The organism is Hymenobacter terricola (assembly GCF_017921975.2).
GTDB classification, from domain to species: domain Bacteria; phylum Bacteroidota; class Bacteroidia; order Cytophagales; family Hymenobacteraceae; genus Hymenobacter; species Hymenobacter terricola.
Genome location: NZ_JAGEMO020000003.1, coordinates 311,096 through 323,875 on the forward strand (window position 1 = coordinate 311,096; position 12,780 = coordinate 323,875).

Sequence of the window (12,780 nt, forward strand, 5' to 3'; positions counted from 1 at the left end):
AATCAAAAAACAAAAGAACGTCATGCTGAGCTTGCCGAAGCATCTCTACCGCAAGAGCAAATAATTACTTCAGCAGTAGAGATGCCTCGGCTTCGCTCGGCATGACGTTCTTCTTTCTACGTTCAACTCCCCCCTACTCCGCCGCCCGGTAGCCGATGCCGCGCACGGTTTCCAAAAAGTCAGCCGAGCCGAACTGGGCCAGCTTCTTGCGCACGTTTTTGATGTGCACGTCGATGTAGTTCGAGTCGGAATCGTCTTCCAGCACGTTGCCCCACAGGTGCTCGCCGAGCTGCAGGCGGGTGAGCACCCGGCCGCGGTGCAGCAGCAGGTAGTGCAGCAGGTCGAACTCCTTTTTGGTGAGCGGCACCTCCTGGCCGCCGATGCGCACAATGCGGGCGTTGGGGTCCATGCTGAAGCCGTGGCCGAAGGTGATTTCGGGGCGCTTCAGGTTGAATTTGCGGCGCGTGATGGCCTGCATCCGGCTGGTGAGCTCCAGCAGCGAAAACGGCTTGGGCAGGTAGTCGTCGGCGCCGAGGTCGAGGCCGCGAATCCGGTCGTCCAGCGCGCCGCGGGCGGTGAGGATGATGAACGAGGCCTCCTGGCTGTCGTTGAGGCGGGCTTCCTTGAGCAGGTCGAGGCCGTCGCCGCCGGGCAGGCCCAGGTCGAGCAGCACGAAGTCGTAGCTGCTCACGTACAGCTTCTCCGACGCTTCGGCGTAGGTATAGGCCGAATCAACCAGGTATTGGGCCTGCAGCAAAAACTGGCGCATTTCCTGGTGCAGGCTTTTTTCGTCTTCGATGAGCAGAACGTGCATGGAGGGGGTGGGAAAAGTCGATGAATGGCGTTAGTGGGTACAACATACGTCACAGCCGTCTGAACGCCGCATGAAGCGCACCCAAACCCGGCCTCCTCGCCCGGTTTACCGGATTGTGGCGTAATTTGCCCTCGCTCAAACTTTATCCCTTCTTTCCACTTTCTGCTATGGCCTCACGCCTAAACACCTGGTTATTTTTATTGATTGGTTTCGCCACCTGGGCGGCAGGCCCGGCGGCGCAGGCCCAGGACCCGGCGGCCAAATCCAAAGCCAAACCCGCCGTGACGACGGTTTACCTCGTGCGCCACGCCGAAAAAGATTCGACCTCCGACCACGCCGACCCTACCCTCTCGCCCGTGGGCCTGGTGCGGGCCCAGGCCCTGCGCCAGCTGCTGGCCAAGCGCCACCCGGCCGCCCTCTTCACCACCGACACCAAGCGCAGCCGCGCCACCATCGCCCCGCTGGCCGAAGCCACCAAGCTGGAGCCCCAGGTGTACGACCCCAAGGAAACCACCGCCCTGGCCGTGCGCATTCGCAAGGAGTACGCCGGCAAGACCGTGGTAATCGTGGGGCATTCCAACACGCTCCTGCCGCTCATCGAGTCGCTGGGCAGCACCCCGCCGGTCGAGGAAATTGCCGATGATGAATACGACTACCTCTTCACGGTGCGCATCGCCGACGGCACCCTGCCCACGGTGGGCGTGCGCGGCTACGGCCCCGAGCGCAAGCTGGCCGATGCCAAAGCGCCGCGCAGCAACTAGGCAAGGCCGCTCCCGGCGGAGAAAAAAGTAGCACGGATGGCACGAGGTCGTACCCGGTCGGGCTCAGCCCCGTGCCGACTATTCGCAGGCCCTGGCCCGCAACGCTGGAATGACTTTCGGCCGTATCGTTCAACAACGACAGGCCAGAAATAACTGACACGGGGCCGCGCCATGCGCCCGTCCAAATGAGAAAGGCGGGCGGGCACGTACCCGCTAGTGGCCCAGGCTTCCGGCGGCCACCACCGGCGGCTTGCTTCTGAACGTTTCGTACAGCACCAGCGCCACCAGCAGCCCAAACAAAATCAGCGACGAGCCTTGGGTGCCAAAGCCCAGGCCGTGCTTCTCGGGCGATTTGGTGAGCAAGTCGCCAAACGTGGCTCCAAAGGGCCGCGTGAGCACAAACGCCACCCAGAACAGCAGCACCCGCGAAATGCCGGTGAAGTAGTAGGCCAGCACCAGCACCGCCAGCAGGCTGCCAATAAGCATGGCCCCGCCCCCAAAACCCAGGCCGGAATCATCGGCCAGAAAGTCGCCCAGGGCCGTGCCCAGCGTGTTGGACACCAGGATGGCGGCCCAGTAAAACAACTCTCCGGTACGGGTCTTGATTTCGGTGACGGACAAAGATTTCTCGCGCCACCACCACAGGCCCAGCACCAGCAGCAGCAGCGACACCAGAATGAGCGAGCCCGTGGCGTAGCCCAGTGCCAGGGTGCGGTCCATGTAGTCGGAAATGGTGGTGCCGGCTGTGCTGGTGGCCAGAATGGTGGCCCAGTACAGCGCCGGAATGTAGCGCGACACGGCCAGCTGCCCGGCCAGCACCACCACAAAAAAGCCGAGCAGGATGAGCGAACTGGTGCCGTAGCCCACTTTCATGGTTTGGGCCAGCTGGTCGCCGGCGGTTTCGCCCAGCGTGGTGGCACAAATCTTCATTATCCAGAACAGCAGGGTGATTTGGGCAATTTTTTTCATGGGGCGCAACGACGTGAGGAATGGCAAAAGTTGCCAGACTTCCTGTTTACTTCCTGTTGCCCCGAAGGTTCGCTGCCCGATGGGACCCGCAAAAAAGCCCCGCGCACCTGATGGTACGCGGGGCTTTTTCCGCAAAAAACAGTAGCCCTACCGGCGGCGCTTCGGCTTTTCGTCCTCGTCGTCCTCATCGTCGTCATCCCCGAAAGTGGGCATGGTGAACATCGAGGAAAGCAAGTCCTTGAACTGCGCGCCGGCCGTGAGGCGGTTGCGCGAAATCAGGCTGTGCTCGCTCAGGCCGTGGAGCAGAAATTCCATCAGGAAGTAGGTGTGCTCGGGCGTTTCGTTGGGGTGCAGCTCGGTCACGATGTCGCGCAGGCCGGGCACCTGGTCAAGGGCCTTGCGGTAGTCGGCCGTGCTGGCATCGTGCAGCAAGTCCAGCGTGTGGCCGTTGCCGAACCACTCCTGCACCGTTTTATAGGGCGAAGGGCGGTTTTTAAGCTTCTTGGACTTGTCGGGGTCGGGGAAGAACAGCAGGAACAGCGTACGGATGGCTTTGCCCATCAGCTTCTCGGCCACAATGCCCGCGCCTTCCTGCTCGCCTTCGTACACCAGCTCCACCTTGCCGGTGATGGCGGGCACGGCCGAGATGAAGTCGCCCACGCGCACGTAAGTGTTGCTTTCGCCGTTCACCAGCGCCCGGCGCTCGGCCCCGGCAATCACCTGCTCGTAGGCCGAGATGGTGAGGCGGGCCGACACGCCCGACTTGGCGTCCACGAACTCGGAGCCGCGCGCCTCCACGGCCACCTGCTCCACGAGGTCGTGGATTACCTCGTTGCTGGTCACCATGCCCTTCTGCTCGTCCTTGATGCGGGCTTCCTGCTTGGTGATGCGCTTGCCGATTTCGATGGACTTGGGGTAGTGCGTGATAATCTGGGCGTCAATCCGGTCCTTGAGCGGCGTCACGATGCTGCCCCGGTTGGTGTAGTCCTCCGGGTTGGCGGTGAAGACGAACTGGATGTCGAGCGGCAGCCGCACCTTAAAACCGCGAATCTGAATGTCGCCCTCCTGCAAGATATTGAACAGCGACACCTGAATGCGCGCCTGCAAGTCGGGCAGCTCGTTAATCACGAAAATGCCCCGGTGCGCCCGCGGAATCAGGCCAAAGTGTATCACCCGCTCGTCGGAATACGGCAGTTTCAGCGTGGCCGCTTTGATGGGGTCGGCGTCGCCGATGAGGTCGGCTACGCTCACGTCGGGCGTGGCCAGCTTCTCGGTGTAGCGGTCGTCGCGGTGCATCCAGGCCACGGGCGTGTCGTCGCCGTGCTCGGCAATGAGGTTTTTGGCGAATACGGACAGCGGCTGGAGCGGGTCGTCGTTTAGCTCGGCCCCGGCCACCACGGGCATGTACTCGTCCAATAAATTAATCAGCAGGCGGGCAATGCGGGTTTTGGCCTGCCCGCGCAAGCCAAGCAGGTTGATGTGGTGCCCGGCCAGGATGGCGCGCTGCAGGTCGGGAATAACGGTTTCGTCGTAGCCGAAAATGCCGGGGAAAACGTCCTCTTTGAGGCGGAGCTTGCGAATGAGGTTTTCCCGCAGCTCGGCTTTCACCGTGCGGGATTTATAGCCAGACTTTTTCAGCTGGCCTAAGGTGGTGATGTGCTGCGAGTGGTTGATTGGAAGCTGGTCGTTGGCCATGAAGGGGAATATAGGGGCAGGGCTTGTCCCTGCCCGCCGTTAGAACGATGTAATTGTAAGGACGAAAGTATCGTGCGGGTGTCACGCAAAGATTCGGGCGGGGGCAGGCCCCGCCCCTACAAGGTTTTACGCCGGTTTTTCTTGTAGTCTTCGAACACCAGGTGGCCCAGCCCTTTCAGGCCGGAATAGTACGCCTTGCCCTGGTTCACCTCCGTGAATTCCTCCACGAATTTCTGCAGATACGGGTCGGAGGTAATCATGAACGTGGTGATGGGGATTTTCACGCGGCGGGCGGCGGCAGCCAGGTTCAGGGTTTTGTTTACCACTTTGCGGTCGAGGCCGAAGGAGTTTTTGTAGTAGCCGCCGGGCTCTTTCAGGCAGGTGGGCTTGCCGTCGGTAATCATGAAAATCTGCTTGTTGGGCGTTTTGCGCTTGCGGAGCAGGTCCATGGCCAGCTCCAGGCCGGCCACGGTGTTGGTGTGGTAGGGGCCGACTTGCAGGTAAGGCAAGTCCTTCACCTCAATCTGCCAGGCGTCGTTGCCGAACACGATGACGTCGAGGAAATCCTTGGGGTATTTCTGCTTCACCAGCTCGGCCAGGGCCATGGCCACCTTCTTGGCCGGCGTGATGCGGTCCTCGCCGTAGAGAATCATCGAGTGCGAGATGTCAATCATCAGCACGGTGCTGGTCTGGGACTTGTGCTCGTTTTCGCGCACTTCCAGGTCGCCCTCGGTCAGCATGAAATCGTCGCCGTCCATGCCGTGGTTGAGCTGGGCATTGCGGATGGATTCGGACATCTGAATCTGCTCCAGCGAGTCGCCGAAGCGGAATTCGCGCAGGTCGGTGCTTTGCTCGTCGCCCTGGCCGGTGTGGGGCGTGCGGTGGTTGCCGGTGTTGCTCTTCTTGAGCTTGCCAAAAATCTCCTCCAGCGCCGACTTGCGGATGCCCTGCTCGGTTTTGGGCGTAATCTTGAACGCGCCCTTTTCCTGCTCATTCTCATCGATGTAGCCCTTTTTCTTCAGGTCATCGATGAAATTGCCCATGCCGTAGTTGTCGTCGGTGAGCCCGTACTGCTTGTCGAGCTCATTGAGCCATTGCAGGGCCTCGCCCACGTCGCCGGAGGTGATGGTAACGAGCTGCATGAACAGCTTAAACAACGATTCAAAGCCCTTCTCGGGCTGGTCTTCGGGCACAAAATCGCGGAAGCGGAAGCCAACGGCCATATAATTCGGGGAACAGTTATCGGTTTGCAACTAACAATTTCCGGGCTTGCGGATACCTGTACATATCGGCCGGTTGTTGGCTTCGAAAACAACGACGGCGCGGGCAATGTTCAATTGGGGTCTTGGGGACTTAGGAACCGGGGAACCTGGTTCGTCCTCGTACCCTTTCCGCTTCGGATTTAAGGTTCTGAATCTCCGAGACCCTAAGTTCCCAAGACCCTAAGCCCCAAAACCCCACCCATGAAAGCCATCTGGAACAACACCGTTGTGGCCGAGAGCGACGACACCGTAGTGGTCGAAAACAACCACTATTTCCCCGCAGATTCCATCAAAAAGGAGTTTTTTGAGGACAGCATTGCCCAAACTACCTGCCCCTGGAAAGGCCGCGCCAGCTACTATTCGTTGAAAGTAAACGGCGAGCAAAACAAAGATGCCGCCTGGTACTACCCCGAGCCCAAAGACGCCGCCAAGGAGATAAAAAACCGCGTGGCGTTCTGGAAAGGCGTAAAAGTGGAGAAGTAAAAACTCAATTGAACGTCATGCTGAGCTTGTCGAAGCATCTCTACCGCGTAACCAATCCTATCGATTGGATTTACTATTGCGGCAGAGATGCTTCGACAAGCTCAGCATGACGTTTTTCTTTGACCCGATTCCTCCCCGAACTGCGCAAGAATCGGGTTTTCACCTTCAGCGCCAGGCGCGAAATTTGTAGTCAATCAGCCCCAAACCGACATGACTGACTACGACCGCATTGCCGGCGCCCTGGCTTTTGTCCGGGCCAATTTCCAGGCCCAACCGAGCCTGGACGAAATGGCCGCCCAGGCCCACTGGAGCCCGTTTCACTTCCAGCGCAAGTTTCAGGAATGGGCCGGCGTGACGCCCAAGAAATTTCTGCAATACCTCAGCCTCGACCACGCCAAGCGCATGCTGCGCGAGCGGGTATCCGTAGCGGAGGCGGCCCACGAAACCGGCCTCTCCGGTACCGGCCGCCTGCACGACCTTTTCGTGACCCTGGAAGGCATGACGCCCGGCGAATACCGCCACGGTGGGGCCGATTTGGCCCTGCAGTACAGCTTCGGAAACAGCCCATTCGGGCGTTACCTGGTTGCTTCGACGGCCAAAGGCGTCTGCAAGCTGGTGTTTGTGAACGATGAAGCGGCGGCGGTAGCGGCCCTGCATCAGGAGTGGCCGAATGCGAGGATTATGGCTACCGAAAATGCTTTCCACCTTCAGGTCGGCCGGTTTTTTGCCCGCGACTTCCCTCCCACCGAGCGGCTGCACCTGCACCTCAAGGGCACGCTATTCCAGCTCAAAATCTGGGAATCGCTGCTGCACGTTCCCGAAGGAGAATTGCGCACGTATTCGCAATTGGCCGAGGCGGCCGGGAACGGCGCGGCCGTGCGGGCGGCCGGCACCGCCATCGGGGCCAATCCGGTGGGCTACCTCATCCCCTGCCACCGCGTCATCCGCCAGACGGGCGAGCTGGGCCAGTACCGCTGGGGCGCCACGCGCAAAGCCGCGCTGGTGGGCTGGGAAGCCGCGCACACCGCGCCGAACCGCGCCGCACCCGTTGCCGCGGCCGCCGCTTACTAACGGCAAGTGCGCAAGAATCGGGTGGGGCGCAGGAGCAGCAAGGGCCAATTTTGCCTGTGCAACTCCACGAAAACCCTGCCCTATGCACCAGCTCAGCGAACCCGCCATTCTTTATTTCGGCACTCCCGTCGTCCTCATCAGCACGCTTAATGAAGACGGTTCGGCCAACCTGGCTCCGATGTCCTCGGTGTTCTGGCTGGGCTGGCGCGGGGTACTGGGCCTCGCGGCCCCTTCCCAAACCACCCAGAACCTGCTCCGAACCGGCCAGTGCGTGCTCAACCTGCCTTCGGTGGACCTGGTGGATGCCGTGAACCGCCTGGCGCTAACAACCGGCTCCGACCCGGTGCCGGCGGGTAAGCTGCACAAGGGCTACCGCACCGAGCGCAACAAATTCGGGTTAGCCGGCCTCACGCCCGTGCCGGCCGAAACCGTGGCGCCGCCGCGGGTGCAGGAGTGCCCCGTGCAGCTCGAAGCCGTGCTGGAAGCCACCCACGGCCTGGGCGAAGCCGATGACGCCATTCGCGGCCGGCTGCTTACCCTGGAAGTGCGCATCCAGCGCGTGCATCTGGCAGAATCCATTCTGCTGGCCGGTCATCCCAACCGGGTAGACCCCGACAAGTGGCGGCCCCTCATCATGAGCTTTCAGCACTTCTACGGGCTGGGCTCGCGCATTCATGACTCCACGCTGGCACAGATTCCCGAAGCGCTTTACCGCAGCCCCGACATTGACCGCGCCCGCACGGCTATGGAGCTAATCGGCAGTTGAGCGTTAGGCCATATGCGCAGACTGCAACGGGCTGAAACAACACCGCGCCTACTTCTCAGCAGAGAGGTAGGCGCGGTGCAGTAATTCAGCTCAGGGCTACGAAATCCACTTGAACTTGTACTCCAGCTTGGGCACGGGCATGCGGTCGGCCACGCGGCGCAGGCGGTTGGGCAGGGCCATCACGTAGTCGCGGGCTTTTTCGGCGGCCCCGTTGAGGCCGGTGAGGTGCTCGATTTTCCAGTCGTGAATGAGCGAGTCGAGGATGTCGGTGTAGTCGGAGCTGGTGTACACGCCGAGGCGCTGGGCGGCGTCGGTGAAGTGGCCGAAGGTTTTGCCCATCTCGATGCCCATTTCGCGCATGTAGTGGGCCGGCATCACAATTTTCTTGCGCATCATGTCCTCGAAGGCCAGCATCATTTCGGAGGGGTCCACTTCGAAGATTTTCTCCACGAACGTCTTGTAGACGCGGGCGTGGCGGTTTTCATCGCCCGCAATCATGCCGCAGATTTTGGAGAGCTGGTCGTCGCCGGCGGTGCGGGCCAGCTGGCCCACGCGGCGGTGCGAGATGTTGGTGGCCTGCTCCTGGTAGCTGGTGTAGACGAAGGCGCGGTACGGGTCGTGGGCCGTGCCGAGGTCGAAGCCGTCGTTGATGAGGTACTGGGTCGAGACTTCGAACTCGCGCATGTTCACGCGGCCCGAGAGGTACAAATAACGGTTCAGCAGGTCGCCGTGGCGGTTTTCTTCGGCCGTCCAGCCCCGAATCCACTGGGCCCAGCCGTTGTCGCGGTCGCGGTTCAGGTCGTCGAGCTCGTGGAACCAGGCTTCGTAGTTGGGCAGGGCCTCCTCGGTGATGGTGTCGCCGATGAGCACGGCCAGCAGGTCGTAGGGCAGGTTGCTGGCTTTTTCGCGCAACTCCTTCACCTCATCAAAGAAGGTATCGAGGCGCGAGTCGGGCAGGAAATCGCCGGGCTGCCAGCTCTCTTCCACACTTTTGAGGAAGGTGCCGATGTTTGATTTCAGGAAGCCTTCGAGGTGCTGCAGGACTTCGCTGCGGGAAGTCATCGTGGTGGTTAGCATGGGATGGGGCACGAAAGCGTGAGTTATTAATGAAGAAACGCTTTTGGCGAAGCAAAGGTCCGCCTTGTGAGCAAGGAGCGGGGTATAAGATTATGGCATTGGGCTGCGCAGGGCCCAAAAGCCGGGGCAAATTCAGGGTCCCGGGTAGGGCTGTACGCGGTAAACGAACAGGGCCGCATCGGCATATATAACCGGGTCGCTGGCCTGCGCGCTCAGCAGCAGGCGCGGGGCGCCGCCAAAGCGAAAGCGGCGGCTAAGCCAATGGGCGCTTTCGGGGGTGAGCACCCACAGCGGGGCAATAGCGGGCGCACTGGTCACTAAGCGGCGCAGGCAGTCGGTTTGGTCGGCATGGCCGCTGAGGGCGTACCGGAGCGGGCCCTGCGAGGCATCATGAGAAGACCAGCCGGTGAGCAACAGCACAGGCCCCGGGCCTGCTGAATAATTGCGAAAGGGCGAAAGGCTTTTCAGCAGGTCGTTGGTGCCCCCCAGGATGCGGAGGCGGCCAGCTTCCAAGCGGGTGATGGCCTGCAGGGCCAGCTCATGGTGGCGCCGTTCCTGGCTCAGCACCTGGTGGCGGTGCCAGGTTTTGGCCCCGTACAGCAGCAGCACCAGCACGGTGGCCACCACACTCAGCCGCCGAATCAATGGAGAAACGGCTGGCCGGGACATAACCAAGGGCTTCGCTCCGGCGGCGGCCACGGAAAAGCCCGCAGCCTGGAATAAGAAAGCCAGGTTGGTCAGGAGCCAGAAATCGAGCAGCGGCAATTCAATCCTGGCTGGCAGTTTGAGAACCCCGGCCAGGAACACAAAGACTCCGACAAAGCCGAATTGTACGAGCCAGAACCACCCCGGCCGGCCCCGGCGGGCCACCCCCACGGCAGCGGCCAGCAGCGCCAGCAGCAGCGGGAAGTAGTCACGAACCAGTAACTGAGCCCGCAGCACCAGCTTGGCGGGCACCACCTGCCGGAAAAAGTCGGGCGCATCGAAGTGGTAGGCGCGGCGGCACATGGCTTCGTTCACCACCGTGGAGTCGCCCATCAGCCAGAGATTAACGGCATCGGTGCCCAGACTATCGGCGGCAGTACGCGGCTGCGGGCGCAGTTGGTCGAAGTCCAACACGCGGGCAAAATAGCCGTCCCGCACCTGGGCATGGGCCTGCTCAGGGGTGCGAAGCAGGGCAGCGGCACCAGTGGCGAAGGCCAATATGAACGCCGCGCCCGCCACTACTGGCAACGCCCGCCGCCCGCCGCCGGCCAGCAGCAGCACCGCCGGCAGCACCGCCCCCAGGCCCAGCGCCGCCTGGCTGGGGCGCAGCAGCCAAGCGGCCCCCAGGCCCGCCAGCCCCAGTAGCAGCGCCCCCCGGTGCCCCGGCCGCTGCGCCGCATACAGCACGGCCACGCCCGCCAGCAGCAGCGCCACCCGCACGTAGCTGAACCACAGCCAGTGCTCGACCCAGGCCACCCCGAAAAACACCACCAACGCCAACACCAGCGCAGGCGGCCGCAGGTGGGGCCGCAGCAAGTTATCCAGCACCGCGAACGCGAGGATGGTGGCCCCGGCCAGCAGCGTGCTCAGCAGCAGGCCCAGCCAGGGCACGCCGGGCGCAGCCGTGTACGCGGCAGCCAGCAGGTGCCCGTAGCCGTGGAAATACAGCGGCACCGAGGTTATCGGCTTCAGCGACAAAACGCCCGAAAACAGCCAGGCCAGGGTGGTATCGTCGCTGGCTTCGTAATAGCTGCCCAGCCCCGCCAGCGTGAGCAATATGAGGGCCAGCGGCAGCAGCACTACACGGGCAAAAATGGCTAAACGGGAGTGGCTCGGCACAGCGGCAACGGAAGAATAGCCTGATTAAGCTGGGTTAATTTGACGGAGTGAGTGACGCTAATTTTCAATTCAGGATACTCGTTCAGGCCTTCCAAAACCGCATTTCGAGCGATACGCGGGTGGCGTCTTCGTTCAGGTTGGCGGCGGCGCCGTGCAGCAGGTAGGGCGAAAACACCAGCACTTCGTCGGGGCCGGGGTTGGGGCGGATAATGTCGAGCGAACGGGCGGGGCGCAGCACGCCGGGCACGGTGTAGGCCACGCCGTGGTAGATGGCCCCGCCGGCCGTGCGCTCCACGGCGTTTTCGGGCCAGTGGTGGCTGCCGGGCACCAGCGTGAGCGACGAAAGTGCCGTGCTGCCGGCCACGGGCAGGTAAATATTGAGGCCGTCGCGGTACTCGGGCAGCCACACGTCGCGGTGCAGGGGGTTGTGGTCGGCCCGGCCGGGACGCACGATGCGCAAGTGAAACACCCGCTCATCGGAGTGGTAGTTGTAGGCGCTGATGGGCTGGCCAGTGGCGGCGCTCAGATACGCTTCCATGACTTCCAGCGGAATCGGAAACTGGCCGTGCTTAAACTCCTTGGTCTGGGCGATGACGGCCAGATGCTTCCCATTATCGCCGCCAATGGCGTGGTGATACTGGGCAATATCGAAATCATCGGCCACCGGCACGCCGGCCGTGCGCATGGCTTCGCGCAGCAATGCGGCCAGGCCCGTTTGCAGTGCCTCGTGGTAGGGCGCGGGCAGGCCGGGCAGCACGGCAAACCCCTCGGCCGCCCAGGGGGCGCGGGCGGTGAGGTCGTGGTCGGCGGCGAGGAGGACCTGGCTGTCATCGGCCGCGCCGCGGGCCCCTTCCACTTGGTAGGGCACGGCCTGGCCGTTGAGGTTCAGGTGGTCGAAGGGCGCGGGAGTGGCAGCGGAATCAGGCGTCATGGCAGGTTGCTAGTTGTTCGTTGCTAGTTGTTGGCTAATAGCCAGTTGTTTTATACGATTGACTATTAGCCAACAACTAGCAACGAACAACTAAACTCGGCCCCAAATTTAACCGCTAATCCGGCTTCGAAGGTGGCTCCAGGCGGCCAGGGCCCAATCCAGGGGCGTGAAACGGGCCGTTTGGCGCAGGAGTCCCAGCACTTGCCGGGCCTCGGGGTAGCGGCCCCGGCGCACGGCCTGGCGCAATTCCCAGCGCAGGCAGGTGGCCAGTGCGGCCTGCTCCCAGGGCGTGCGGAGGAGGCCCAGCGCCTTGTGGCACACCGCAATGTTGGAGGCCAGGTACGGGTCGTTGGGCTGGTAGGCTTTGGTCGACATCGAGCGCGGGTGGCGGCGGCGGCGGGTGGTCACGGCTTCCTGGTAGAAGAACTGCCAGTCGCGGCTGGCCCGCACCCAGAAGTCGAAGTCCTCGTAGCTCAGCGCCTCGTCGTAGCCGCCCAGCCGGGCCAGCACGGCGCGGCGCATCATCATGGTGGGCGTGCAAATGAAATAATGGTCGAGCACGTCGGCAAAAACCCAGCCGCTGGCGGGGCGCGGGCGCAGGCGGCCGTGGCGGTCGGGCCGGTGGTGCAGGCGCAGCAACTGGCCGTTTTCGTCAATCAGCTCGGCATTGGAATACACCACGCCGTAGGAGGCCGGCAGCGCCTGAAACGCCGCCACCTGGCTGGCCACGCGCTCGGGCAGCAGCACGTCGTCGGTGGCAAAATCCACCACGAACTCGCCCCGGCACTGCCAAAAAGCCTGGTTGAAGGCGCGGCAGTTTTTGAGGTTTTCGGGCAGCAGCAGCAGGTGCCAGCCGGGGTTTTGGGCCGCGTATTCCTGCAAAATGGCCGGGCTGTCGTCGGTGCTGGCGTCGTCCACGAGCCACACTTCCAGGTTGGGGTACGTCTGGGCCCGAATGGAATCCAGGGCCTCGCGCACGAACGGCGCGTGGTTGTAGCACAGCGCCACGATGGACACCAGGGGTGGCGCGGGCGCTTCGCTTAACGAGGGATGAGGAACGAGGAACGAGGAATCGGGCATGCGCCGCAAATGAACAACTGAAAACCCCGCCTCATTTGGTAACCTGC

Annotated in this window: 12 protein-coding genes; 4 read left to right on the plus strand and 8 right to left on the minus strand. The window is 62.4% G+C overall.

Annotation, left to right across the window (positions count from 1 at the left end; all coding sequences use genetic code 11):
* Window positions 1-133: 133 nt before the first annotated feature.
* Window positions 134-814: a response regulator transcription factor gene (locus J4G38_RS04545; protein ID WP_210515151.1), complete on the minus strand. Its 681-nt coding sequence runs from the start codon at window positions 812-814 to the stop codon at window positions 134-136.
* Window positions 815-981: 167 nt separating this feature from the next.
* Between J4G38_RS04545 and J4G38_RS04550 the strand changes: the two genes are divergently transcribed.
* Window positions 982-1,575, plus strand: a complete 594-nt coding sequence (locus tag J4G38_RS04550) for a phosphoglycerate mutase family protein (RefSeq protein ID WP_210515148.1) — start codon at window positions 982-984, stop codon at window positions 1,573-1,575.
* Window positions 1,576-1,788: 213 nt separating this feature from the next.
* Here J4G38_RS04550 and J4G38_RS04555 read toward each other — a convergent pair whose 3' ends face one another.
* The 3 genes from J4G38_RS04555 to J4G38_RS04565 all read right to left on the minus strand — a co-directional run bounded on the left by J4G38_RS04555 (window position 1,789) and on the right by J4G38_RS04565 (window position 5,462).
* Window positions 1,789-2,544 (minus strand): COG4705 family protein, encoded by a 756-nt coding sequence (locus tag J4G38_RS04555; protein ID WP_210515145.1) that lies wholly within the window; start codon window positions 2,542-2,544, stop codon window positions 1,789-1,791.
* 147 nt (window positions 2,545-2,691) lie between these two features.
* The gene (locus tag J4G38_RS04560; protein WP_210515143.1) at window positions 2,692-4,239 is read right to left on the minus strand and encodes a sigma 54-interacting transcriptional regulator; all 1,548 of its coding nucleotides are present in this window, start codon (window positions 4,237-4,239) and stop codon (window positions 2,692-2,694) included.
* A 116-nt stretch (window positions 4,240-4,355) separates the two neighbouring features.
* A complete protein-coding gene (locus J4G38_RS04565; protein WP_210515140.1) occupies window positions 4,356-5,462 on the minus strand; it encodes a vWA domain-containing protein in 1,107 nt (368 codons plus the stop codon).
* A 240-nt stretch (window positions 5,463-5,702) separates the two neighbouring features.
* Between J4G38_RS04565 and J4G38_RS04570 the strand changes: the two genes are divergently transcribed.
* The 3 genes from J4G38_RS04570 (at window position 5,703) to J4G38_RS04580 (ending at window position 7,821) form a co-directional block, all read left to right on the plus strand.
* Complete coding sequence (locus J4G38_RS04570) at window positions 5,703-5,984, plus strand: DUF427 domain-containing protein (RefSeq protein WP_210515137.1); 282 nt, start codon at window positions 5,703-5,705, stop codon at window positions 5,982-5,984.
* Window positions 5,985-6,194: 210 nt separating this feature from the next.
* Complete coding sequence (locus J4G38_RS04575) at window positions 6,195-7,055, plus strand: methylated-DNA--[protein]-cysteine S-methyltransferase (RefSeq protein WP_210515134.1); 861 nt, start codon at window positions 6,195-6,197, stop codon at window positions 7,053-7,055.
* A gap of 82 nt (window positions 7,056-7,137) precedes the next feature.
* Entirely contained in the window at window positions 7,138-7,821 is a 684-nt protein-coding gene (locus tag J4G38_RS04580; protein WP_210515131.1) for a flavin reductase family protein, read from the plus strand.
* A 96-nt stretch (window positions 7,822-7,917) separates the two neighbouring features.
* Here J4G38_RS04580 and J4G38_RS04585 read toward each other — a convergent pair whose 3' ends face one another.
* From J4G38_RS04585 to J4G38_RS04600, 4 genes are all read right to left on the minus strand, one after another.
* Entirely contained in the window at window positions 7,918-8,898 is a 981-nt protein-coding gene (locus J4G38_RS04585) for an acyl-ACP desaturase (protein ID WP_210515128.1), read from the minus strand.
* 132 nt (window positions 8,899-9,030) lie between these two features.
* The gene (locus J4G38_RS04590; RefSeq protein WP_210515125.1) at window positions 9,031-10,722 is read right to left on the minus strand and encodes a hypothetical protein; all 1,692 of its coding nucleotides are present in this window, start codon (window positions 10,720-10,722) and stop codon (window positions 9,031-9,033) included.
* An 82-nt stretch (window positions 10,723-10,804) separates the two neighbouring features.
* On the minus strand, window positions 10,805-11,653 hold the full coding sequence (locus tag J4G38_RS04595; protein WP_210515123.1) for a phytanoyl-CoA dioxygenase family protein: 849 nt from the start codon (window positions 11,651-11,653) through the stop codon (window positions 10,805-10,807).
* A gap of 108 nt (window positions 11,654-11,761) precedes the next feature.
* On the minus strand, window positions 11,762-12,733 hold the full coding sequence (locus J4G38_RS04600; protein ID WP_210515120.1) for a glycosyltransferase family 2 protein: 972 nt from the start codon (window positions 12,731-12,733) through the stop codon (window positions 11,762-11,764).
* Window positions 12,734-12,780 lie beyond the last annotated feature (47 nt).